Source organism: Lysinibacillus sp. FSL W7-1291 (assembly GCF_038593415.1).
Lineage (GTDB): Bacteria > Bacillota > Bacilli > Bacillales_A > Planococcaceae > Lysinibacillus > Lysinibacillus fusiformis_D.
In genome coordinates this window covers 774,405-800,101 of the sequence record NZ_CP151994.1, presented here as the reverse complement: position 1 = coordinate 800,101, position 25,697 = coordinate 774,405, and the positions used below count along the sequence as shown (strand labels likewise).

24 protein-coding genes are annotated in these 25,697 nt (G+C 36.8%); 3 read left to right on the top strand and 21 right to left on the bottom strand.

The annotated features are described in order from the left end of the window. Positions 1 to 244: 244 nt before the first annotated feature. The 14 genes from NST76_RS03680 to NST76_RS03615 form a co-directional block, all read right to left on the bottom strand. Complete coding sequence (locus tag NST76_RS03680) at positions 245 to 2,326, bottom strand: catalase (protein ID WP_186436191.1); 2,082 nt, start codon at positions 2,324 to 2,326, stop codon at positions 245 to 247. A gap of 127 nt (positions 2,327 to 2,453) precedes the next feature. Next, the gene (locus NST76_RS03675; protein ID WP_036126467.1) at positions 2,454 to 3,029 is read right to left on the bottom strand and encodes an RloB family protein; all 576 of its coding nucleotides are present in this window, start codon (positions 3,027 to 3,029) and stop codon (positions 2,454 to 2,456) included. Next, positions 3,026 to 4,303, bottom strand: a complete 1,278-nt coding sequence (locus NST76_RS03670) for an ATP-binding protein (RefSeq protein WP_058844161.1) — start codon at positions 4,301 to 4,303, stop codon at positions 3,026 to 3,028. The genes NST76_RS03675 and NST76_RS03670 overlap by 4 nt, the downstream gene beginning before the upstream one ends. A gap of 105 nt (positions 4,304 to 4,408) precedes the next feature. After that, positions 4,409 to 5,350, bottom strand: a complete 942-nt coding sequence (locus NST76_RS03665) for an NAD-dependent epimerase/dehydratase family protein (protein WP_036126473.1) — start codon at positions 5,348 to 5,350, stop codon at positions 4,409 to 4,411. Positions 5,351 to 5,535: 185 nt separating this feature from the next. Continuing rightward, positions 5,536 to 6,063, bottom strand: coding sequence for a YceI family protein (locus NST76_RS03660; protein ID WP_036126475.1), 528 nt, complete (start codon positions 6,061 to 6,063; stop codon positions 5,536 to 5,538). Between the two features lie 411 nt (positions 6,064 to 6,474). Then, a complete protein-coding gene (srtB, locus tag NST76_RS03655; protein ID WP_036126477.1) occupies positions 6,475 to 7,257 on the bottom strand; it encodes a class B sortase in 783 nt (260 codons plus the stop codon). 12 nt (positions 7,258 to 7,269) lie between these two features. Next, on the bottom strand, positions 7,270 to 8,040 hold the full coding sequence (locus NST76_RS03650) for an ABC transporter ATP-binding protein (RefSeq protein ID WP_058844162.1): 771 nt from the start codon (positions 8,038 to 8,040) through the stop codon (positions 7,270 to 7,272). Between the two features lie 6 nt (positions 8,041 to 8,046). Beyond that, complete coding sequence (locus NST76_RS03645; protein WP_036126481.1) at positions 8,047 to 9,012, bottom strand: iron ABC transporter permease; 966 nt, start codon at positions 9,010 to 9,012, stop codon at positions 8,047 to 8,049. Between the two features lie 95 nt (positions 9,013 to 9,107). Beyond that, on the bottom strand, positions 9,108 to 10,016 hold the full coding sequence (isdE, locus tag NST76_RS03640) for a heme ABC transporter substrate-binding protein IsdE (protein ID WP_340809973.1): 909 nt from the start codon (positions 10,014 to 10,016) through the stop codon (positions 9,108 to 9,110). Between the two features lie 15 nt (positions 10,017 to 10,031). Continuing rightward, positions 10,032 to 11,324 (bottom strand): NEAT domain-containing protein, encoded by a 1,293-nt coding sequence (locus NST76_RS03635; RefSeq protein WP_342544638.1) that lies wholly within the window; start codon positions 11,322 to 11,324, stop codon positions 10,032 to 10,034. 82 nt (positions 11,325 to 11,406) lie between these two features. Beyond that, positions 11,407 to 12,831, bottom strand: a complete 1,425-nt coding sequence (locus tag NST76_RS03630; RefSeq protein WP_271912440.1) for an NEAT domain-containing protein — start codon at positions 12,829 to 12,831, stop codon at positions 11,407 to 11,409. Continuing rightward, positions 12,832 to 13,443, bottom strand: a complete 612-nt coding sequence (gene isdC / locus NST76_RS03625) for a heme uptake protein IsdC (RefSeq protein WP_342535351.1) — start codon at positions 13,441 to 13,443, stop codon at positions 12,832 to 12,834. A gap of 314 nt (positions 13,444 to 13,757) precedes the next feature. Further along, on the bottom strand, positions 13,758 to 14,231 hold the full coding sequence (gene tnpA, locus NST76_RS03620; RefSeq protein ID WP_036129052.1) for an IS200/IS605 family transposase: 474 nt from the start codon (positions 14,229 to 14,231) through the stop codon (positions 13,758 to 13,760). 410 nt (positions 14,232 to 14,641) lie between these two features. Beyond that, on the bottom strand, positions 14,642 to 15,214 hold the full coding sequence (locus NST76_RS03615; RefSeq protein WP_036126492.1) for a manganese efflux pump: 573 nt from the start codon (positions 15,212 to 15,214) through the stop codon (positions 14,642 to 14,644). A 226-nt stretch (positions 15,215 to 15,440) separates the two neighbouring features. On the opposite strand from NST76_RS03615, the gene NST76_RS03610 reads away from it, so the two are divergent. The 3 genes from NST76_RS03610 (at position 15,441) to ugpC (ending at position 18,705) form a co-directional block, all read left to right on the top strand. Continuing rightward, positions 15,441 to 16,316, top strand: a complete 876-nt coding sequence (locus NST76_RS03610) for a glycine betaine ABC transporter substrate-binding protein (RefSeq protein ID WP_342544636.1) — start codon at positions 15,441 to 15,443, stop codon at positions 16,314 to 16,316. Positions 16,317 to 16,619: 303 nt separating this feature from the next. Then, positions 16,620 to 17,525, top strand: coding sequence for a helix-turn-helix domain-containing protein (locus NST76_RS03605; RefSeq protein WP_036126495.1), 906 nt, complete (start codon positions 16,620 to 16,622; stop codon positions 17,523 to 17,525). Positions 17,526 to 17,607: 82 nt separating this feature from the next. Next, positions 17,608 to 18,705, top strand: a complete 1,098-nt coding sequence (ugpC, locus tag NST76_RS03600; protein ID WP_089931852.1) for a sn-glycerol-3-phosphate ABC transporter ATP-binding protein UgpC — start codon at positions 17,608 to 17,610, stop codon at positions 18,703 to 18,705. Positions 18,706 to 19,192: 487 nt separating this feature from the next. Here ugpC and NST76_RS03595 read toward each other — a convergent pair whose 3' ends face one another. From NST76_RS03595 to NST76_RS03565, 7 genes are all read right to left on the bottom strand, one after another. Then, positions 19,193 to 20,068 (bottom strand): ROK family protein, encoded by an 876-nt coding sequence (locus tag NST76_RS03595; protein WP_089931850.1) that lies wholly within the window; start codon positions 20,066 to 20,068, stop codon positions 19,193 to 19,195. A gap of 99 nt (positions 20,069 to 20,167) precedes the next feature. Continuing rightward, entirely contained in the window at positions 20,168 to 21,184 is a 1,017-nt protein-coding gene (locus tag NST76_RS03590; protein WP_230593934.1) for an SIS domain-containing protein, read from the bottom strand. A gap of 10 nt (positions 21,185 to 21,194) precedes the next feature. Then, positions 21,195 to 22,133, bottom strand: a complete 939-nt coding sequence (gene pfkB, locus NST76_RS03585) for a 1-phosphofructokinase (RefSeq protein WP_271912436.1) — start codon at positions 22,131 to 22,133, stop codon at positions 21,195 to 21,197. Beyond that, positions 22,130 to 22,972 carry a class II fructose-bisphosphate aldolase gene (locus NST76_RS03580; protein WP_342544635.1) on the bottom strand — a complete coding sequence of 281 codons (843 nt, stop codon included), beginning with the start codon at positions 22,970 to 22,972 and terminating at the stop codon, positions 22,130 to 22,132. Before NST76_RS03580 ends, pfkB begins: the two co-directional genes overlap by 4 nt. Positions 22,973 to 23,041: 69 nt before the next feature. Beyond that, on the bottom strand, positions 23,042 to 23,773 hold the full coding sequence (locus tag NST76_RS03575; RefSeq protein ID WP_058844171.1) for a GntR family transcriptional regulator: 732 nt from the start codon (positions 23,771 to 23,773) through the stop codon (positions 23,042 to 23,044). 69 nt (positions 23,774 to 23,842) lie between these two features. Further along, positions 23,843 to 25,021 carry an N-acetylglucosamine-6-phosphate deacetylase gene (nagA, locus tag NST76_RS03570; RefSeq protein ID WP_089931848.1) on the bottom strand — a complete coding sequence of 393 codons (1,179 nt, stop codon included), beginning with the start codon at positions 25,019 to 25,021 and terminating at the stop codon, positions 23,843 to 23,845. Then, entirely contained in the window at positions 25,018 to 25,689 is a 672-nt protein-coding gene (locus NST76_RS03565) for a DUF624 domain-containing protein (protein ID WP_058844173.1), read from the bottom strand. Before NST76_RS03565 ends, nagA begins: the two co-directional genes overlap by 4 nt. Positions 25,690 to 25,697 lie beyond the last annotated feature (8 nt).

Below are 25,697 nucleotides of genomic sequence, written 5' to 3'. Positions count from 1 at the left end.
CCTCATGTACCACCATATCATTCGCAAAATTTGAATGCAATGACAGACAGAGGAAAAGCCTCTCATTCAATGAAAGGCCTTTTGACATGCACAATATTTACTTACCTTTTGCGAGTATTTCACTTCTCGTTCCGCGAGTATTTCTCTTCGTTCCGCGAGTATTTCTCTCCGTTCCGCGAGTATTTCTCTTCGTTCCGCGAGTATTTCTCTTCGTTCTGAAAGTGTTCGCTACTCACCGATCTATTTAATAGATATTTCGTTGCCAAAATCGTTGCTGGGCAATGGCTGCTACGAACTTTTTAGCGAAATCCTTGTTACCTGTTGCTAACACAATGCCAGGGCCTACGTTTGCATTGGACATATTGAAGAAAGTTGTGCCAGTAGCAGCAAATCCGATCGGCTTAAAGTGACGATATGCTTCATTGATATAATTGACGATATAAGTATTGAATTTCGCCTGATTGCTTGCCTTTACCCCAACAACATATAACGAGTCGAATAATACAGCATCAGTTGTGATAAATGTGTCAGTAGCCGTTAATTGAACCCCATTATTCCCTGTCACAACACCTAGTCGATCGGAGATAATGCTGTAGCGTACACCTTGCCTTGTTAAATATTTCAATACTTCACCGACCTCATTTGCATCAAAGCCATCGCCAATTAAGACTCCGACCTTAAGTGTATAAGGCAATTTAATGGTATTGGCTTGACTAAGTGCTGGTGAGGAGGCTGTGACCTTGGACTGCTCTCCTGTAGGGCGATTAACACCAACATTGTCTGCCACTGTTGTAGCCATTACTTTATCTACATGGACAAACATATCCACAACTTGCTGACGAACTGATTTACTCTTCACTTTTCCTACCTCGAAGCTAAATGCCTCTATAATATGTTGTTTTTCAGGTGGGGACATGCTGTTCCAAAAGAGTCGTGCTTGTGAAAAATGATCATCAAAGGATTTACTGCGCGCTCTTGTGATGCGTCCCTCAACCTTTTCTTCATAATGAACATATCCCCCTTCCCTTGCAGTAGAAGTGGCGGGTGTATTATTAGCCAGCGAATTTTTATGATAACTCACTCTCCCTAAATTAATGGTCTGTCGACTAAAGCCATTCCGCTGATTATTATGCACTGGGCAAACCGGTCGATTAATGGGAATTTCTGCAAAGTTTGGTCCACCTAGACGGATTAGCTGTGTGTCTAAGTATGAAAATAATCGTCCCTGTAACAGAGGATCATTCGTAAAGTCTATGCCTGGTACAACGCTACCTGGGTGGAAGGCAACTTGCTCTGTTTCAGCAAAAACATTATCCACATTACGATTTAAGGTCATTTTGCCAATCTTCTTCACTGGCACTATTTCCTCTGGCCAAAGCTTTGTCGCATCTAAAATATCAAAATCAAATTTAAATTCATCTTCAGGTTCAAGAATTTGGACAGCTAACTCAAACTCTGGATAATCGCCAATTTCGATGGCTTCCCATAAATCCCGTCGCTGAAAATCGGGGTCCTTCCCAGCAATTATCTGGGCTTCATCCCAAACGAGAGAATGTACACCGAGTACAGGCTTCCAATGGAATTTGACAAATCTCGATCTTCCCTTGTCATTGACGAAGCGGAATGTATGCACGCCGAAACCTTCCATCATACGAAAGCTTCGCGGAATGGCACGGTCAGACATCACCCACATCACCATATGCGCAATTTCCTGATTATTGGCTACAAAATCCCAAAAAGTATCGTGTGCAGAGGCTGCTTGTGGCATATCATTGTGTGGCTCAGGCTTTACGGCATGAATTAAATCGGGAAACTTAATGGCATCCTGAATAAAAAAGACAGGAATATTATTACCGACTAAATCATAATTTCCTTCATCCGTATAAAATTTCGTTGCAAATCCGCGTACATCACGAGCTGTGTCCATCGATCCTAAGCTCCCTACCACTGTTGAAAACCTGACAAACACAGGTGTTTTCTTTTTCGGATCCTGCAAAAATTTCGCCTTCGTATACTCTGCCATGGATTCATACAATTCAAACTCGCCATGTGCTGCAAAACCTCTGGCATGTACGACGCGCTCTGGAATACGTTCATGATCAAAATGGGTAATTTTTTCTCTAAGATGAAAATCCTCCATAATTGTTGGCCCACGAACGCCTGCCTTAAGCGAATCCTCATCATTGGACACCCTTAGCCCCTGATTGGTTGTCATTCTCGTGCCTTCATTCTCGACACGGAATGGCTCTAGTTGCTGATCCTTGGCATTCTCCTCTAGATTTTTGCGTTGATTCGACTTTGAGTTATCCACACAATCCCCTTTCATCTATTTACTACTTTCGCTCCATATACACTATATGTTTTGGAAAAATAAACATGCTTTCATTTCGACAATGCATTGTGTAAAAATAAAAAAGCAGGTCTCTATTTGGAAATAGAAAACCTACTCACGCTTAAAATATGTATCGTATCATTTCATGTATGTTACAGTAAGGGTTGTCGCGGCTCTCCGTCTTTCGAAGAGCCATCATGTCTGTACAATTTTTAATCGCTACCTCATGTCGTAATGCGATGGGGGCAATAATGGATTCATCTGCCTTGTGACGGAAATAACGACTTACGCCAAGATGCTGTTCCATCTTGTCATTCAAGACAGCACGAGGATACTTTTCTGAACTGTCGACTTCCTCAAAATGCAGGAGTAGCCACAATTCAAATGCTTCATTGGTATAGGCAATGCGAATATTTTTTTCCTCGCAAAATTGATTGACTTCCTCTAATTGCTTTTCGGTTAAGTCATCCTTATCAAAAACAATCCAAACCTCATCAAAATATTGATAGCTGGAATCTCGATAAGCATGTTGAGCAAGCTTAATAGCTGAACGTTTAACGTTTTTTATTTTGACACTAACCATTTTAGAGCGCTTTAATATACGCATTTGTTCAAAATAAATACGTTCTGTCTCACCTTCACAATAAATTAAAATCGTTTTACGCAGTGTTCGGCTCCCTTGTTGACGTACTCTCAAGGCTCAGATACCTCCGCTTCTTCTAAATATTGTTCAGATAAATACTCATTGATAACAGGCATTGCACCAAACTCACCTTTTATATAGCGTTTCGCATAAGAAAGATCTCCACGCTTCTTTTGTAAATCTGCAAAATCAAATAAAGAGTAAAGCTCTGATTCATTTTTAAAGCTTTTATTAACAAACCAAATTTGATCTGAACGCAATGGCTGATCTAGCAATTCTATTTCATGACTTGTCACGATAAATTGATTATTTCGATTGCGTTTGCTGTTCATAATGGCCATTAAAAACTCACAAATCGACACATGGAATGCCGTATCGAATTCGTCTATAAAAATCGTTTTTCCTTTATTATAAGCATCCACCATCACGCATGCTAAATGTAGCATTCGTACTGTGCCTTTCGAATCCATTGTCCAATTAATCGTTTCCGTTCCTATCGGTGCACCTGCTTCATCAAATGATAAGTAATGTAGGTCAATATCTACTTCTTGAATCACCTCAGACGATTCATACTCATAACCAATTGTATTTTTCTCTCGACGTTCCACACGTCTGGCCGTGACATCTTGAATGGATAGGTCTGCAATTTTAAGGAGTTTGATCACTTCTTTTTTAAAGGGCTTCTCTTCAAGTTTACGAATTAGAGGATGACTTGATAACCGATTTGCTTCATCAAGAAATAGAATTTTATGTAAAAACCAATCGAATATCTTTAAAGCATCTGAATCATTAAAAACATGCAAGACAGACAAAAAGGCCGTATTGTTACGTGTATATTTTGTCAGCTCCTGTGCACTCGTTTGAGCTGTTTCATATGAATATTGTGTACCATCCCATTGTCTGACAAACAGCTCTTCTTTTTGCAACTTGTTCGTCTTCACAAGACGCTCATAGAGAACTTGAGAAGCATTGTACTGTATTTCATAATCATAAAGAGCACCATCTAAAAAAAGCGATATCATAAACTCTGTTGGTGTGCCCTGCTGTCTTCCTAACTTAAACGGTTGATAGGGTAAACGTAACTGCTTAACATTATTTAAATTTTCAAAATTAAAAAGCAAAGTACGTAATACTTTAATAGCCGTAAAAAGATTGGATTTCCCACTACCATTTGGTCCAAAAATAAATGCACTTTTCACAAGTCGAAGTGAATCAAATTGAATGGTATGAGTATCCTTCCATTTTCGCAGACGGCTGCCCGCTACCATTGAAAATAACGTATCATCTTTATAACTTAAACAATTTTTCACTCTAAAATCTACAAGCATCAATAAGCCTCCGTCCACAACCATTTCTTTAATGAATTATTATACTATAGACATAGAAAAAGACATATTACACGATGTAATATGCCTACATAATTTAAATGCCCTTTAGCCACTATTTTGTTGAATTTCTGCTAGTTTTTCATTTTGTAATGCATGCAATGTACGTTCGATTCCTTCTGCAAAAGAAGTTTTTGGCCTCCAGCCAATGGCCTTGGCTAATTTGTCGTTATTTAAAAATGAATGTTCGATATCTCCTTCACGTGCAGGGGCATATTGAATTTCAAGTGGGTGATTTAAATGTTGCAGCAGTAAGATGACTTGGTGAATAGACCAAGCTTCATTTGTGGATACATTATACGTGCCTTGCAAACGGGCAGATACACCAGCGTAAATAGCATCTGCAATATCATCGACATAAATGAAATCTCGTGTTTGTTCACCGTCACCATAAATCGTAAAAGGTTTGCCTGCCATACTGCTTTTTAGCATACTTGGGATCACTGCTGCTTCGCCCTGCATTTGTTGCCTTGGACCAAAAACATTAGCAAATCTGTAGATGAGAATAGGTAAACGATAATCTTTATGCCATTTCTCACAGTAGGTTTCCCCAATGCTCTTATTGAGTCCATACATAGATATCGGTTCACAGACATCTGTTTCTTCTAATGGCGGATAATGACTATCTCCATACACCGATGCTGACGAAGCAAAAACAAAATGCTGTACATTATACTTAGAAGCTAAAAAAAGCATTTGGCTTAGCCCAACGATATTTGTCAAAATATCCTTTACTGGCTCTTGGATGGATTGTTGTACGCTCGTTTGTGCCGCACAATGGATGACTACATCAAAATGTATTTCTTTAAAAAGATGCTCACAAACCTCATCCTCTACATTTAAAAGATAGGATTTATGCTCAAAGTCAACATTTCGTAAATGACCCGTACTTAAATTATCAATAATATAAATTGTTGCACCTTCTTCGAAAAAACGCCTACCTACGGCACTGCCAATAAAACCATAGCCACCTGTCACTAATACATTCATCCTATCGCCCCCAAAAACAATATGATGATTTATATGCAGTAATTACTAAAAATATGCAAGAAACTTATTTGATGGTAATTTCTAACAGAATAGCATTACTAGAATGATTAACTAAAAAACGTCTATATTTTTCTATATAAAAAGCATGCTTGAAAATTACTTCAAGCATGCTCTATCATCTATTTTTAAGCTGGGTTTATTTCTAATTCAACAGTTACTTTAATATCTTTTCCAACAAGAACCCCACCCGTTTCTAACGCTGCGTTCCAAGTTAGGCCAAAGTCTTCACGATTGATTGTTGTTTCAGCTTCAAAACCATATACTTCTTGTCCCCATGGATTTGTACCTTTTCCATTGAATTCTGTATCAAACGTTACGGACTTTGTCACGCCTTTAATTGTTAAATCACCAGTTACTGCATATTCATCTCCTGCTTTTTTAGCAATGTTTGTCGATTTAAATGTAATTGTTGGATATTTTTCAGCATCAAAGAAATCTTCTGCTTTTAAATGATTATCACGATCTTCACTACGTGTATTAATACTCGCTGGATCAATTGTAAAGTTAATGTTAGCAGTTGTTAAGTCTGCAAGGTCTGTCGCTTCAATATCAGCTGAATAGCTATCAAATACGCCTTTAACTTTTGATACCATCATGTGTTTTACTTGAAAGTTTACTGCTGAGTGTCCTAAATCAATGTTCCATTTTGCCATTATAAATTCCTCCAAATAAGTTGATTATATCTCGATTTCGAGATATATTTTAAAATATGAAGCAACTACAGTATTTATGTTACCCAAAACAGAATTGGATAAACATTTGTAGTTACTCGATTGGTTAAACATTATGATTACGAAAAGCAATCAATTACTTTATGTAACTTACTATATATTAATAATAAAGTTACGTCAAGTAATTTTAAAAATAAAAAAGGATATCCAAATTATCGGTACATCCTTTCAGACAGTAGAGATCATTCTGTCTACTGATATAAGCTTTTATGAAGGTTTAAATATGAAGAGGTGACAATGAGATGAAGGCAAGCTCCAACTCGCTGTGAAAAATCAAGGTTGGAGCTATTCTTGCCAACAAGCTTAAAGGTTCACCCTTTACATTTCTTCCCCTCAACGCTTGACTAACTTGCCTTGCACGACAAAGCGATGGTCGTCACTTAAAACCGCATCCTTACAAGTAGATAACGTCAAAATTTTATCGTCTGGACTTAGATCGACATTCATCTGAATAGAAGATCGCTGTTGTATCTCCTCTATAAAGTTTTGGTAAGCTTCATTGTTGGCAAAGTCGGTCTCAATATAATAGAAATCAATCGTCGTCTCATATGCAGCAAAAACCTCAATATCATAGCCCTCATATAAGGTATCAAGATATAGGATGGGATGCTCATCTGCATAGTCTTGCTTTAAGTAATTTTTTAAACTACCGAACATCGTCTCGTTCTTCATGGCATGACCATATAAAATCGTATTTTTGTTCATGTCTAGTATTTGATTTCGATAATCCATAAAAACACTGCCTGCACGACTCTCCTTATTTTTAAAGTTATGATTTAAATAATAGTCATTATTGTCAGCTTGTAAAATTGGATTATTCAGCTTTGTTCCGTCTACTGAAATCCACCCAATAATTTGAGGATTAATCGCCAATAAATCAAGGAACTGTGGTCGTATAGTGAATGCTGATACATCATTTGTTGTTTCTGTCTCCTCGATTTGTTCTGCTGGCTGTTCTTCATTAGCTGCTAATGTGGCCTGATAAATATCCTGTACTTCTTTTAATGATTTTGACGTTTCGTAGTACGTATATAGATACTTTGCAAGTGAAAAAACAGAAAATAAAAATATGCCTAAATATAGCAGTGTTAGCAACTTGGATACTTTCTTCTTCATCGGATTACCTTCTTATATTCCCATTGGCATCATATAGTAGCCAAGCTGTTTATCTTCATTAAAGATTGCATCCACTCCATACACTTCTTTAATCATATCTTTCGTAATCACATCACGTGGCGCACCCTCTGCAAAAATTTGACCTTCCTTCATCAAAATAATATGGTCGCTATAGCGAATGGCTTGATTAATATCATGTAGTACCATGATAATCGTTAAACCATGCTGCTCGTTTAATGTTTTCACCAGCTCTAGCAATTCTATTTGATAGTATATATCCAAATAGGTTGTAGGCTCATCTAAACATAATATTTCTGACTGTTGTGCTAATGCCATAGCAATCCACACTCGCTGCCGCTCTCCACCTGATAACGCCTCTAAACTTGTTGTAGCTTTATGCTGTAAATTTGTACAGGCAAGTGCCCATTCAATGGCTTTTGAGTCCTCATCGTGATTCTTTTTTAGCATTGTTTGGTGTGGCAAACGACCAAACCCAACTAGTTTTTCAATCGTTAAATCTCTCGGTATGTCATTTTGTTGATACACAATGGCCAGTTTTTTAGCAAATTCTTTCGGCTTATAGTGCAGTAAATCTTTATTTTCTAACGAGACAGTCCCTGATTTAGGTGAATGAAGGCGAGAGATAACACTTAATAATGTAGATTTCCCACAGCCATTTGGGCCAATGATTGTCGTAATTTTCCCTTGGACAATCGTTGTTGAAACACCATTTAAATGGTTACGTGTATTATCATGCGATACAATGATGTCTTGTATATCCATGTTTCGTCACTCTTTTCGTAATAAGAATATTAAGAATGGACCACCTATGATTGCCATAATGGTAGAGGCTGGAATTTCAATAGGTGCAATAATTGTCCGGCCAATCGTGTCTGCTACTAAAATTAATAAGGCACCAGCAAGTGCTGTAAAAGGAATAAGCACAAGATGGTCATGCCCAACCAATCTGCGTGCAATATGAGGTACTAATAGCCCCACAAACGAAATAACTCCAGCCACAACAACTGAAACAGCCGCTAATAGAACAGCGACAGCGGCAATCAGTAAGCGTGCCCGTGCTACTTGAAACCCTAAACTTTTGACTGTTTTATCTTGTAATATAAGCAAATTACACCAACTATATAATGCAAATGCGCCAATTAATCCGATTGTCCCATAGGTCACAATCGTAGAGACATCTTTCCATGTACGCATCGTTAAATTAGAACCGATTACACTGGAAGCTGACGTATTCAAGGAACCACCTAAGCTAATAAGTGCCTCTGTTAATCCTGTAAACATGGCGTTAATGGCAATCCCCACTAAGATCAATTTAAGTGGACTCAAGCCGGATTTCCACGAAAGTGCAAATACGAGTGAACAAGCCAATGCACCACCCATAAATGCTAAGACAGGTGTCATAAAAAATAATGCTGGGAAAAAGGCAATGATAGAGAGCTGTACAAATGCTGCACCAGAAGATATCCCAATGACACCAGCATCAGCCAAAGGATTACGCATCACGGATTGTAAAAGCACCCCAGAGACTGAAAGTGCTGCACCTGCAAATAATGCCACAATGATACGTGGAAACCTTAAATCTCGTATAGCCTCCATTTGGCTATTCCCTTCCTCAAATAATGCCCCTATAAACTCGAAAAAGCCCATTTTTATACTACCTGTTGTAGCTGAATAAACGATTGTCACTAGTAATAAAACAGTTACAATTAAAAAACTGACGATTCTTTTTGTCATATTGGATTTCCTTTTTTTATGTTTATATTCTCTCAGGATAAGAAAAACGCTCTATGACGAGTAGTAATACATCATACGAGCGACAATTCTAGTTACTATTTACGATAGAAGATTTCCATCAGTTGTCCTAAAGCTTGAGGTACCTGTAAGGAGGCTGTCGTCCCGAATAATTCTTCCTCTAAATCATACACTTTACCGTTTTTCACTGCATCGAAATGTTTCCAAATATCATTTGTTTTAAATTCCTCATCAAACATTTTCACAACCTCATCAGGCATACCATGTGATAAGCGTAAAATAATATCAGGATTACTGCTATGTAAATGCTCCGTATTTGAAGATAAATACTCAGCATCTTGCCCTTCCATGACATTGATTCCTCCTGCTCGTTTAACAAGATCCCCTGCATAAGAGTTTTCAGTTGCGACTAAATAGCTTCCTGGAATGCCAAGTAAAATTAAGACACGAGGCCCCTCTTTATTCGCAGCAACACCTTGAACAGCTTCCATATTTTTCTGTAAATCCTGCACTAATTCCTCAGCTTGTGCTACACGATCATAGCGTTCACCAAGTGTTTTAATTTCCGTTAACATCGCATCAACACTTTGTAAATTTAAAAAGTCTACAGGAATATTCAACTGTTTAAACTTATCCTGTAAATCGTACTCTAAAGTCGATACCGATAATACTTCTGTCGGATTCAATGATTTCACAATTTCCATATCAGGCTCCATTGCATTACCAATGGTCGGCAAATCCTCAAAACGTTTGGCTAATTGCTTTTCCGTTTCTGGTACTGCGATTGCGTCAAGCTCCAACTTATCTAGAATATCTGCCACTACAACTGTTCCAGCAATGATTCGTTGCTCACTCTCTTCAGCTACTTGTTCACTTACTGCAACTGTTTTATCCTTTGTTGCTGGTTTGTCACTGCCACTACAAGCAGCAAGAAGCAGTGATAGTAATGTCATTAACAGTATCCCAATTTTCCAATCCTTTTTCATTATGTCATCTCCTACTTATTTCTGCTCAGTACGATCTTTTTTGGCTTTTTTAATACGGCGAATGAGTAACCAACCTGATACAAGGCAAATAGCGATTAGCAACATAATTTTTACAATGTTTAGCGGCTCGATCTGCTGCTTTGCCGTAGAATGGTTCACTACCTTATCAATGGCAACCTCTTCTTTTTTGTTTTCCTCTGCTGCCTCTTCCTCTGCTTCGTCCACTGATTCATCCAGTGTCCGATCAAATGCTAGTTTTTCTTCCTGTGGTACAACAAGCATCGATTGGGTAGTGGGTACTGTCGATGTAGCCGAGTTCGCTTCCTTCTTCACATTGTTTTGTTCCGACGGCGTTTGCACTTGCTTTTGCACTTGCTCTTTTCCTACTACTTCTGCTGTTTTATCACTGTCTTTGGGTTCGGAGGATACTTCTTCTGAAGGTTTATCTAAAATCTTTGCAACCTGTGCTGGATCAAATACTAATTGAACAAAATATTGATGATGATAAGAAATATCAGGAATATCGACCTTCACCCACAATCGTAATGGTTGTGTTAAATCTTCAACCTCAAATTCCACGATTCGTACATTATCTAAAAGTGAAAGTAGTTTAGGTTCAACTTGCTGTCCTTTATAATCTACCGTTAATCCTATGATCCAAGCTGATTGTAAAATCGTCATTTGTGCGTAGTATCTACCATCTTTTTCGATCACCTTTGCCACTGGATTCACATAGCTATTCATAATAGAGGGCTCTTGTTTACCATCTACCATTAACTCATAATTCAATGACCATTCCTGGCCCATTGTTCCTTCTGAATTTATTCCCTCAGCCACTTCTTCACTACCTTCACCTTGTGGAATATTTGGTGACAGTGTCTGCACTTTGAGGCGAAGCTCTTGGGAAAACGAAGCATATTGTTCTTCTGTTGCAAGCTCTATATTGCCCTTTAGGACAATTGGTTGTTGTAAGGCTAAAACATCAAACTGAACTAAATTTTCTATTTTATCTAGTGTAAAAGAAAGCTCATTGCCTTGCTGCTCGATATGTATATCTCTTATAGGATTGAGTTCTTCAAGTTTCATCGTTAATTGATATTGCCCATCCTTAACTGCGAGTGTTGCTACTTGTTTGAAAATACTTCCTTCAAAGCCTTCGATTGGAGAAAAACTTAGTTCAACTTGATAACTACCATCTGCAATAACAGATTCCTCTGCTTCTGCTTCTAGAAAAATGAATGGAGAAAAAAAGATTAATAAAATTGTACAAACAGCCACTATGCAAAGGTTATTTTTTTTTAGAATCATTGCATCATAGCCTCCCATTTCTTTAAAAGCACAGGAACTTCCTTCCCCATCAATATGAGAAAGGAAGTTGCTGTGAAGATCATTATTTGTTGATGTATTGCAATGAACCATTTAAAATTTTTGCCATATGTGAACGTTTTAATGGGCTATTTGCATCAATAACTGTTTTACCATCTGCAGTAGGTGAACCAGTCATCACTTTACCTGCATATAGAAGTGCAAAGGCCTTTTTCGCTTCTTCATCTTTCACTTTTGCCCCATCAGCATAGTAAGAAAGACTTGGGTCGCCAAAGTTCATTTCTTTACCTGCTACATGTGTTACTGTGCGGTAAATCATCACAGCTGCTTGTTGACGAGTTAATGTGTCATTTGGATTAAAGTTTGTTGCTTTTTTAACAATCCCAGCTTCCGCTAATGCATTTATAGCTTGAACAGCTTCTGCACTAAGCTTACCTGTATCTTTAAATCCTGCATCTTTTGTAGAAGAGACGTTCAATGCACGTGCCACCATTAAGGCAAATTGAGAACGTGTAATGTTATTGTTTGGATTAAAGTTGTCTTGTCCTTTAACAATTCCTAAGCTGTAAAGTGATAGGATGGCTTCTTTATTCGCATCTTTACTAATATCTTTAAATGGATTTATAACTGGCTTTACTGCACCTTCGACAGCAAAACTAAATTGTACTGTATGATTCGAGTCATACTTCACACCTTGTGCTGGTTCATTAACAACGATGTGTAATTGAGCATTCACAAGTTTCTTTAAATCTGCTACTTCAAATGAGTATGTGCGTGCATTTGTAGCATCATCTTGTTTCACTAGTGTTGCTTCTTTCCCCTCTACAGTAAAACCATGTACATATTGGCCTTGAGGGAATGTCATTGTCACAATATTTTTACCGTCTTTAGCAGAAACGCCTACTTTCGGTGCAATATATTGTTTCATCATAGATTCTTCTGTTGTACCATTTTTGTAAACAGTAACAGCTACTTCATCCACTTTTACTTCTTCTTTTACTTCTTTCACTGCTTTTAAATCAAAATCATACCATTTGTCCATATTTGCAGAAGGAACAACCACATGGATTTTTGCTGATTTTACTTCATCAACAACAACAGGGAAACTGTATGTAATTGTGCCATCACTATTTTTCACTTCTGTAGCATCTACAAATTTATCACCTTGCTTTGTTTGTAGACCTGCAATCATTGGTGCTGATTTAGCTGTAATCGTTAAATTCGCTTCAAATTTTCCATCTTTTTCAACGATTGAACCCTGTGGTACTAGATGAGAGCTAATAGCAGGTTGTGCTTCTGTTGTACCAGGTTTGAAGATTTGGAAATTGATAACTGCTGCCGTTTTGTCAGCTTTTGTTGCTTCTGCCTTCACTTCAGTATTTGTAGTTACTACCTCTGCTGCCGATGCAAAAGATGGGACTGAAAGAGATGCCGCTAGCAATGAAGCTAGTACTATTTTAGTTGCGCGAGATTGACGTTTTTTAGTCATTTATTGACCCTCCGTTTTTGTTTGGTATTTTTTTTTATAAAGTAAAAATGCTGATCCCACTAAAGCAACAATTAATAGATAAGGTGTTGCGTCACCTGTCTGTGGGTTCGGCACTTGACTTTCTGTAGTAGATGCTTGGGGTGACTTTGATTCATTTTGTGTTGCTTGTTGCGTTGTAGCAGCTGGGCTAGCAGTCGATACGGCATCAAATACAAGCGATACACTGTATTCATGGTGATAATTAATATCATCAATATCAATTTTCATAGCTGTTACTACTGGTTTTGATAAATCATTAACTGTGAATTGTACAGTGCGAGTATCTGTTGCTTTATCTTCACTCACAACAGTTGCTCCACCAGGTGGTTGAAATTTCGTAATCCACGCACTGCTTTTTAAAGTAATTTGTACTGTAGCAGTACCATTTTTCACTGTTACATTTGCTGGTTTTACAAAATAATCGTTGGCAATGGATGCAGAGTTACTGTCAGGTTTATTGACCTGATATTTTATCGAATGTGTGCCATCAGCCAGTTGAGCAGATGCTTGTGTCAACCCTAAGTTAACGACAATAATACTAACAAGCATGATCAACATGAGCATTTTCTTCATGTATTGCACGCCTCCCTTGGTCATAGTAAAACATCATAATTGAAAAAATATCCTCATGAAAGCACTTTCACCTAAACGAAAATTATTCTCAATTACGATTCTACTCCCAAGAATAATCGTTGATACCAGTGTATGTCAACCGTTAAACCAAATTCGTCCTCAATATGTCAAATTTTCCTCCTAATCAGAACCACCAGTATAACTGGTGGTTTGCTCTGCGCGTGAAACGCTGGGGTACTGGCCCATGTCTAAAGACATTCTGAATGGTCTGCCAACCGCACTCCGTTTTCACACAAACCGCTAAAGCGGCTTACTTATTTTTTCTTTCTCTTGATTTCTTCTCCTGTGAATGGGTCAATGAATTCTTTCATCGTCATTTGATCTTGCAGGATATCTTCTTGTAATTGATTTTTTATATACTCTTGTATCTTTTTCTTATTTCGGCCGACTGTGTCCACATAGTATCCTCGACACCAGAATTGACGATTACCGTATTTATACTTTAAATTTGCATGTCGGTCGAAAATCATTAGACTACTCTTCCCTTTTAAATAACCCATGAACGCAGATACACTCAATTTCGGAGGAATACTTACCAACATATGAATATGGTCAGGACAGGCTGTTGCCTCTATGATTTCTACATCTTTTCTTTCACATAATTGGCGCAATATTCTTCCAACATCTGCTTTAATTTGACCATAAATAATCTGCCTTCTATACTTTGGCGCAAAGACGATATGATACTTACAATTCCACGTTGTATGTGCTAAACTTTTATTATCCATTTATGGTGGCTCCTTTCGTACGAAGTCGGTTGACTAGACCTGACTTTATTGTACGTTTGGAGTTTTTTTATTGTCCATAGCTAAAAGCTTTTGGAACCCCCTGCATAGCAGGGGGTTTTCAAAGCACACAATAAAAAGAATATAACCAAAATATGGTTATATTCTCAAGCTGTAGACAAACTCGATGAAATAAAGTAATGCCGTTGATTTCCACTACGAGCGGACGCTTTCCGTGGGCGGGGTCGAGCTTCTTCCCTTGCTTCGTTACTGTCGCTTCGCTTTCATAGAAAAAACATCCGTTCAGTCCATCCCGCTTTTCCCGCTGGAGTCGCTGCTCTTCGTTCCAATCAACTTCTACATTAAATACTCCATCTACATATGGTGTGGAGGTTACCCATTGTTTTCATATGTTATTTAGCAAAAATCTCGAAAATGCCAATCATAATTAGCAGCCATCCTGAGATCGCAGTTGAATGCTTACCAATATACGTTTTTGATAGTAAAGAGCCACATTGACTCCCCACTCCCACTGTAATAAACGAAAACACACCAATCGATATGACCGTCCAAAGGGCCGAAATGCCGTTTGCCCCAATAGCAATGCCCCCTGCTAAACAGTTCGCTGATAAAACGAAGCCGAGTGCCATTGCCTCTCTCGTTGAAATCACTAAGTTTTTATCTTCATCAAATAACTCAGGGTTGCCAGCTATCTGTTGTTTAGAAAAATTATTGGACATTAAAGTCCAGAGCCCAATAATACACAACAACAAGCTGCCTAATAAATTGGCAGTATGCGGTGAAATATACGCAACAACTGTGCTGCCTGCTGTTACTGCGATGTATGTGACAATCATTGACATGACAGCAATCACAGCATTGGATAAAATCGGAATTTTAACTTGTTTGACGCCATAAGCTAGGCCGATTCCCAAATTATCTAAATTCGCTGCAATTCCTATTAAAATAATGGTAATCCAATGCATACTAAGCCTCCTCAAATCACCGTTTCCATTTTCACCTATCATATGTGATCAATAGAAAGATTTTTGGGCAGCCCAATATAGACTGCACGGCTAATCCCATGATTCCCCTCATGATTTGTACAACATCCATTTGACAAAAGTAACAACTTGTCATTAAAATTAAGTTGTTACTTATTGATTTTTTAATTTTCGCAAGAATATAAGAATTGCTAGAGAGGGGAAATTTATGAGACATCTAAAATTATGGAAAATAGGTTTTTCTTTACTATGTCTACTCGTTTTAACTGCATGTAGTTCAGCAGATGCAGGATCTAAAAAAGAAGATCGAAAGACAATCAACCTAGCCTATGTTGAATGGGATACTGAAGTAGCTTCTACTCACGTAGTAGGACAAGTTTTAGAGGATTTAGGATATGAGGTAACATTAACGCCACTCGACAATGGCATTATGTGGGAGGCACTTGCAAACGGAGAGGTAGACGGTATGGTATCTGCTTGGTTACCGCAAACACATGCTCCGCAAGTAGAGAAATACAAAGATAAAATAGAGAATTTAGGTGAAAATCTAACTGGTGCTAAAATTGGCTTAGTTGTTCCAAGCTATATGGATGTCGATTCAATCGAAGACTTAACCATCGAAGCCAATAAAACAATTACAGGCATTGAACCTGGGGCTAATATGATGGCTACGACAGAAAATGCCTATAAGGAATATAACAATCTAGAAGGCTGGAATGTACTTACTTCTTCTGCAGGTGCAATGACAGCCGCCCTTAGTCAAGCCATTACTAATAATGAAGAAATTATCATTACAGGGTGGTCACCGCACTGGATATTTAATGCATACGATTTAAAATATTTAGATGACCCAAAAGGTTTATATGGGACAGAAGAATATATTGGCACATTTGCTCGTAATGGCTTGAAAGAAGATGATCCCGATGCCTATCGTGTCCTTGATCATTTCCATTGGACTTCCGAAGATATAGAAAGTGTGATGTTCGATATTATGGAAGGTATGAGTGCCACAGAAGCAGCAAAAAAATGGATTGAAAACAACCAAGACAAAGTCGCGGATTGGACAAAAGATGTAAAAGCATAACAACTACAAAAGATCCAATTACTCATCATTAGTCATTGGATTCAGACTGTAGACAAACTCAAAAAATTTGAGAGTTTGCCTACAGTCTTTTTTCTTTTACAATTAAATGAAGTAAAGCCACTAATTTCACATAAAGCACTCTATCTACATAGATAAATGAAAAATAAATCCTTTGGGGTGATGCTCCATGAATCAAAGCTATACTTATTAACTTTTTTTATCCTAGCACTTATTATTACTAGTAATAGTTCATTTAGCGCTTTTTATATTTTTTACTATATATCGAAAGAAGAGGAATATTTAATGAACTTAAATCTCAAAGCATTGTTTCCTTCATATCGTTATTATCGAACAAAGCCAACTCAGCTATCATATGACTCTTATATTTTCTACCATCACCAAACAAAAGAATGGTTTTCCATCTCAAAGCATGAGGTTTCACAGCGAGACTACCAATGGCTTACTGTTTTTTATACTGAAGCTACCTCTTCACTATTTCAGGCATCGGATACTTGGTATGAATTTATCTATTCAAATGGTGATATACCATCCAATTTATCCTTTAATAAAGCTCGAGTTATTCAAATTACTTTTATAAATGAAAACCCTCCTTTAGAGGCTTTAAAAGAAGCTCTTTATAATTTTTTTCAGGAAGATACGATATTAATTCAAGTTACTACAAATCAATTTTTACTCATTGAACCTAAGAGTCTTTCTATGAATGAGAAAGAAGATTTTATTGCACTTATTCGTACAATTGAAGCAGATTTTTATGTCAGAATCCAATTATATCTTGGAGAATTTTATGAAATAGATAAGAAATTTCCATATAAATTCCAAAGAGAAGCACAATGGTTCAAGGAATGTTTACATTTAAGATTTGCTGAACCTTATTATTCATTTCAAACGATATTCCCTATTTTACTAACACAACAATTGCCTACTTCTATTCTAAAATTTTTAGAAGAGCAAATTATTATACCTTTAAAGTCTGATAGAGAATTACTTGAAACTGTTAAAACTTTTTATGAATGTGGTTTAAATATTTCGTTGACATCTAAGAAGTTGCACATGCATCGTAATACATTAACCTATCGTTTATCAAAATTCCAGGAAATCACAAATATTAACATAAAAAATTTAGATGGTGCAATACTTGTTTACTTTGCTAGTTATCTTTGGTCATTTTTACAAAATGCACAAAAATAGTTAACTGAAAATTATGCATTTTAGACATTGGTTTTCTTCCTCACTTTATTTAAACTGTAAAAAAGAACAAAGGGGATTAAATATGGAGAAAATCATACTTAATAATATTTATAAAATATACGATGGCGGTGTAACGGCTGTATCTGATTTTAATCTAACTGTTCAGGATAGAGAGTTTGTTGTACTTGTTGGTCCATCAGGTTGTGGGAAATCAACCACCTTACGTATGATAGCTGGCTTAGAGGAAATCTCGGAAGGCGATTTTTTTATTGATAACAAGAGAATGAACGATGTGCCTTCAAAGGAACGTGATATTGCGATGGTTTTTCAAAACTATGCACTATACCCTCATATGACGGTATACGACAACATGGCATTTGGCTTAAAGCTTCGAAAATTTTCAAAACAACAAATTAAAGAACGTGTCCACAATGCAGCCGCCATTCTTGATTTAGAAAAATATTTGGATCGCAAGCCTAAAGCTTTATCGGGTGGTCAGAGACAACGGGTTGCCCTTGGTCGAGCAATCGTCCGAGATGCACATATTTTCTTAATGGACGAGCCTTTGTCCAATTTAGATGCAAAACTACGCGTACAAATGCGTGCAGAAATTACCAAGCTTCATCAGCGCTTAAAAACAACGACAATTTATGTAACACATGACCAAACTGAAGCAATGACAATGGCAACGCGTCTTGTTGTCATGAAGGACGGTATTGTTCAACAAATTGGTACACCTGAAGAAGTATATGGCTTACCTGAAAATAAATTTGTTGGCGGTTTTATAGGCTCTCCATCCATGAACTTTTTTAAAGGGGTTTTCCATGAAGAAGGAATTCAGATCGGTCCTATTTCATTAACTATTCCAGCAGAAAAATCAAAATTATTATTAGACCAAGGCTACTTACAAAAAGAGCTGATTCTTGGCATTCGTCCTGAGCATATTTATGAAAATTCTTCTGTCATTTCTGAGCCTTTCTTCTCGTCCATCGAGGCAAATATTGAAGTATCAGAATTAACAGGTGCTGAGCTGATGTTACATGCCCAGTTAAATGGACAGCCTTATATTGCACGTGTTAACTCTGATACAAAAATTACACAAGGCCAAGTTGCACACCTACAATTTGATATGTCTCGGGCACATTTCTTTGACTTAGAAACAGAGAAACGCATTCGTTAGAAGCAAAAAGTACTGCAAATATTAATCCTCATAGAAAGGGATTCAGGCAAAGAGTCTGTTTCCCGCTTTTTTTACCTCCCACTCATAGTCCATACTCGATTATTGATTGACTTTAGATTCAACCAACTTCACTGATCTGATTCGATTTTAGAAGATCATCAGTGTTTCTGCATCCAACAATCGTATTTTACTTGGTGGATGTTATTTTGCTATTACTTTATATAAAACAAAGCAAAATAACCAAAAAAGATAGCTAGATGGAAAAATACACTGTCATTTCGCCACTAAGCTATCTCAACTATTTTATATGAGGTTTTCAACTATTACCTCCGTCTTGTAGAAATGAAACATTTCATGTCAAAAATTTCTCAATAGAATCTATAAGGAAGTTGGATTTTTTTTATCGATGTAAATCCCTATTTTCCTAACGGTACCGCTATTTTGGAGTAGAGATTTATAATATTAAGTATAAAAACGATTGCTCTTTTTATTTCATTGCTGCACCGTACAGTCCCGCCTCACCTTTACGAATACTACTGCCTATAATTTGCTCTTTCCCTTCAAAAGGTGTGTTTAACAAACGTTGCTGAATCACCTCTTTAATCTGCTCTATGATTTTCGGATGGTGATTAAAAAAGCCGCCACCTAACACTATGCAATGTGGGTCAAGCATCAAAATCATTTGATGCAATTGTTTTTCCATGCAGTAGATTAATTGCTGCAAAAGCTTATCCATGATGAGGTCTCCCTTGTAATAGAGCTCCATCATATCTTTTAATCGAATTTCCGAATTCCCCAGTAACGCTCTTCCTAACTTTTCTATAGCAGGTCCTGACACACTTTCTTCCAATGTTTCTCCATCATTACCAACGATATTAAAACCTATTTCACCAGCTAATCCTGTTCCTCTTATAAATTCGCCATTTACAACTGTACAACAAGATAATCCGGTGCTTAATGTTACATATACCATCACTTCTTTGCAGAACCCTCTAGCATTGTATTCTCCCCAGGTTGCCATGTTAACATCGTTATCCATCAATATTTGTGCATATGGAAAAAATTCAATTAAACGCTCAGAAATCGGAAAGTTACTCCACGGTATATTATTTTGATAAACTGCTAGACCTTTTTGAACATCCACAATACCAGGTACACCAATACATACCTTAGAGATCTCATTAATAGAGACTTCTTGCTCTATACATAGCTTTTCAAAACTATTAATTAAACAATGGAATAAAGTTTCTCTATTTGTAACATCACTTGGTACCTCTTTTTTGATTAACAACTGTTGCTGTTGATTGAATAAAGCCGTTGCTAATTTTGTTCCGCCAACATCTGCTACTAAAATATAACGCATCTTTCCACCACCAGTTTTCGCCACATGATCTACTCGAATTCGCAATTCTCAGAAAGTAAAGGTTATATATATGTCTATTCTTCATTGCATCTGCTTATGTTATGAAAGATTTACGACTTGCGTTAAATTACGTGGCTTATCAGGATCACAACCTTTAAATATTGCATTTTGATAAGCCAATAGTTGGAAATAAGGAATAGCTTCAACAAGTCGATTTAAATCATCTACTTCTTCTGATAACTTGAGAATTAAATCTGCTTCTAATTCTTCTGAAGCTATACCGATGACAACAACGAAACCTCCCAGCTTTTGAATATCTTTCACTAATGCGTGATCATATTCCTTCGTTTCATTTTGTGTAAATAAAATAACAACCGTTTCCTTATCGACAATAGAGATAGGGCCGTGACGGAATTCTAAATTGGAGTAACTTTCACATTCCGTTTGCGTCATTTCCTTTAGCTTTAATGTCGCTTCTTTAGCCAACCCATTATAAGCACCAGACCCTAAAAAGATAAAACGCTTTTTTGAGACATCTTCTGTCACCTGTGTTAATTGCTTTCCATTGCCTAATGCCGAATGAACAAGTCTAGGAATTTTCTCTAACTGTTTCATCATATCCGTTCGTCCACTAATTTTCGCTGCATATAATTGGAGAGCATATAGCATATTAGAAAATGATTGAGTCATTACCACACTTTTTTCTGATATATCATTTAAAGCAATCAATTCATCAGTTAATTTAGCCATAGGTGTGTCCCCATTACATGTCACTGCCATAGTACGTATATTTTCCGCATCATTCAAATGTTCTAAAGACATAATGATTTCCGAAGTTGTCCCCGAACGTGAAATGCCAATGATAAGATACTTTTTATTTTTTAAAATATACGTTTCTGTGTGTAAAAACAACTCAGATGCTGGTACAGCAATAGCAAACTCTCCAGTTACAGCTTGATAATAACGTGCTGCAGCAATCGCTAAATAAAATGATGTTCCACACCCCGTGAAAAGAACGACATCTACAGCACTTTTATTGAATGCAATTGATTGAACAATGTCTTTTGTTTTTTCTAACTTTTGTCCTTGTGCCATAATCTCATTGTAAGTGTACATAAACAAATCCCTACTTCTCTTTAATTTTAGTTATTTGTATCTCGGCTAAGAGACTTTCAACAGTCACTTTTTGTACTTTTGCAATCTCTTTATTTTCTGCATTCGCTGAGCCACATGCAACAGCCCATTTATATGCCTCTGTAGGGTCTGCACCCTGTGAGAGCTTATAAATAAGTCCACCTAAAAAGGCATCACCACTTCCAACTGTATTAACAACATTTATCCGTGGTGCATTCACTTTGTAAACCCCTAACGAATTAACGAATAAAGCCCCTTGCTCGCCCAATGAAAAACACACATGTTCAATCCCTAATTCTTGTAATTTTACACCAGCTTGAACTAAGTCTTTCTGAGCTAGAACTGGCTTACCAATCAATTGAGTCATTTCATCCTCATTAGGTTTAATGATAGAGGGTATTGCCTTAATACCATGTTTCAACGCATCACCACTTGTATCAAGTGCAACTCGAATCCCTTTTTGCTTTAATCTATGAATAATCTCCGCATAGGCCGTTTTTGGGATACCTTTAGGTAGGCTTCCTGACAACACAAAATAGCTAGCATATTCGGCTTGTGCCTCAATCCAATTTAACATTTTATTCCATTCATATTCATAAATGGTTGGTCCTGTCTCTAAAAGCTCTGTCATTTCCTTCTTTTGCTGATTAATAACGGTTAAACAAATTCGGTTTTCTTCCTGTATTTGTATGAACTCTGTTTGTAAATTTTCTTCACGTAAAAGTTCCGTTATTCTACTACCATTTAATCCACCAACGAAACCGCCAATAATTACATCGCCACCAAGTGCCACGATAACACGAGCTACATTAACACCTTTCCCTCCACCTTGTTGTGACTTCTGCGATACACGATTGGTTTGACCAACCATTAAAGAACCTACCTCATATACTTGGTCAATGGCTGCGTTTAAGGTTAATGTAGTAATCATTTTTGTAACATCTCAATCTTTTGCTCTACTAACTTAATTAAAGATTCACGTGCTGGAAGGAAATACTTTCTTGGATCATTTTCAGTTGGATTATCCTTAAAATAAGCTCTTAATTGCTCAGCAAATAAATCCTTCAGCTCAGTAGAAAAATTCACTTTTGCAATGCCATAATTCAAAGATTTACGCACATCCTCTTCTGACACTCCAGATGCTCCGTGCATGACTAAGGGCACATTTGTAGAACAATGAATTTCTTGTAAAAGATCAAATTGTAATTTTGGCTTTTGTTTATACTTACCATGCGCTGTACCAAAAGCTGGAGCAAATGACTGGATTCCTGTAACCTTTACAAAATGTTCAGCCTGCTTGGGTTCAGTAAAGAATGCATTATCCTCATGGACACTTAAACGATCTTCGACACCACCAATTGTCCCAAGCTCTGCTTCAACAGGCACATTTAACGCATTTGCAGCTTCTACTACTTTTTTTACTAATAAGATATTTTCCTCAAAAGGTAAGGAGGAACCATCAATCATCACAGAGGTATAGCCTGCCCGTAAACATTCCATAACAATCTTATAAGATTCACCATGATCCAGATGTAATGCCACCGGTACTTTTGCCTGTTCAGCTGCTGTTTTTGCAAGTGCAATCATATAAGGCATCTCAACATATTTATAAGTGCTTGAAGTTGTCTGCAAAATGACAGGTGCACCTACTTTTTCTGCACCAGCAATTACTGCTTTTATAATTTCCAAATTATGTGCTCCAAAAGCACCGATTGCATAATTATTTTTATAAGCATCTTCTAACATAACTTTAGTTGTCACTAATGGCATAATAGAATTCCTCCCTCAATGGGTTGTTGGTATAATCTATAACGTAAAAAAATAGAGGGAATTACTCAATTAGTTTAATTCTGTATAAAATCGGCAACGATCCCCTCTTACAATCGAAATACAGAATTCAACTGGTTTTCCTGAAGTATCAAACGCAGTTCGTTCTAGTAATAAAGCTGGTTTTCCAGCATCTGTTTTCAATAAAGGCGCTTCATCTTTATTAATAAGGACTGGTTCAAAAGCTTCTCGCGCCCTTACAACAATAATGTTAAACCGTTGTTCTAATAAGCTGTATAAAGAGGAAGTAGTTACTTCTTTTAATATTTCACTATCCTTAATAATACTTAAAGGTAAAAATGATGATTCCAAAATAATAGGCTCATTATCTGCAAATCGTAAACGCTTCATTTCTACTACTTGCTCATTTTCCTCTAATGCTAAATTGGACCTAACCTTTGTTGAGGGATAAACCTTCTGTATTTCTAGCACTTCATCTCTTGGATTTAAACCTTTTTCTTGAATCATGCGACTAAAACTATAAAATCCTCCAAGCGATTGTTCAAGTCTAGGTTTCGAAACGAAGGTCCCTTTCCCTTGTATACGATATAATTTCTCTTCCTTTACTAATTCCTCAATTGCCTTTTTTACTGTATTTCGACTAACTCGAAACATTTCCATTAATTGGTTTTCTGAGTCAATTTTATCTCCTGGCTTCCATTCACCTGATTGTATTTTTGCAAATAATATTTGTTTCAATTGGTGATACAATGGGATTACACTGGATTGATCTAACAAATGCATCTTTTTTCCTTCCTTCTCTAGGTTTTGTAATCAATATACCATCTATATAAAAAGATGCCTATTGATATATCAACCCTTCTCAAAGGCAAGATTCCCTAAGCAAAAAGTTTTCTCCACTTCTCCTTCTTCATTCAACCAAACAACATCTGCATCTTTTCCTAGTGCAATAGACCCTTTTCGCTTATCGAACCCTAAATGTACTGCTTGATTCAAAGAAACAAGACGCATTTGTTCAACGATTGAAAGTGTAAGCCACTCTTCTATGTTTTTCCTTGCTGTATTCATATTCAACACACTTCCAGCTAAGGATCCTGTTTTACGTTGAATACATTGATTATTGATTACTTCTACTTCATTTCCACCTAAACTATACATACCATCTGGCATCCCCTTTGCACGTATACCATCTGTAATGACTAATAAACGATCTAAGCCCGTCATTTTGTAAACCATTGGTAGTAAATCTTTATGGAAATGAATATTATCTGGAATTACCTCAACATACACATCTTCAGCTAAAAGCACTGCTCCAACAACACCTGGATCACGATGATGAAGTCCACTCATACCATTAAATAGATGTGTTGCATGAGTGATACCAGCTTTTAATGCATGGATTGCCGTATGATAGTCAGCGTCAGAATGACCAATAGATGCAATAATTCCCTTACTAGTCAATTCTTTTAGTAATTCGAAATTGCTATCTTCCTCAGGTGCAAATGTGACAAGACGAATGGATTGTTGAGACTTATCGTATAAATCATTAAATTGTTGAACATTTGGCTTTAAGATATACTCTTCTGGTTGGGCTCCTTTTTTTGCCCCATTAATAAATGGACCTTCTAAATGAATTCCTAACATTTCAGCTACTGCTGTAGGTTGGTTTTTATAATAAGAAGAAAGTTCCTCAATAGTAGCTTCAATCTCTGACATAGGAGCTGTCATCGTTGTTGCTAAAAAAGCTGTTATGCCTTCACTAGCTAAATACTTCGCCATTTTCGAATAACAAATTTGATCAGCATCCATAAAATCATGTCCTAAAGCACCATGTACATGGATATCGATCATTCCAGGGATTATATAACCTTTTAGCTGACAGTCTATTACATTCTCTATCGAAGCTAGTGAAGGACAATTATCCATTTGATCAATTACTGTAATTTTCCCTCCCGACATTTCTAGAAATCCGTTATTTAAAATTTGATTTTCCAAAACGATATTAGCATTAATAATCCATATTTTATTCATGAGGTTATCCCTCCACCAGAATACTGTGGTAGATTCGTTTGTTCCTCTGCTTCAATTTCTTTCTTAAATATATGAGATGACATCCAAGTTAAAAATAATGCAGTTAAGCTAACACCGAAGAATGGTAATAAGCCAGGAATCCAACTATAAATTTTATATAGTATGGCAAGCCCTATAATGCTGCTAATCATCTGTAATGGATACGCAATACTAAATATGATGGAAGCAGCAAAGTAACGTAATGATGGTAAATTATAATGGGCATATAGTTGAAATATATTCACTAGAATAATACCGAATAGCATACTAATTGTGATGAACATTGTTAGCAAAAGTAAACCAAGTATGCCATTAAATGTTATAATAATCTGAAAATTAATGATTAAAAAGTAGCCTAAACCCAGTAAGATAATACCTATTTTATTAGATGGAATAAATTCGACTTTATATGTATTCCAATATATTTTTACTAATCTTTTTAAGTCATCTTCTCCTAGTAATCTTTTACGTAAAGTAGTAAACATTGCAACAGTTGCTGGGGATAGTCCAAATAAAACAAGTCCAAGCAAAGTTAAGCCTGTCCATAATATCTGTAGCACTGCTAACAATGTGATCCACTCTACAATCCAGTATAATTTACTTTTCCACCCTTCAAATTCCAAGTACATTACCTCCC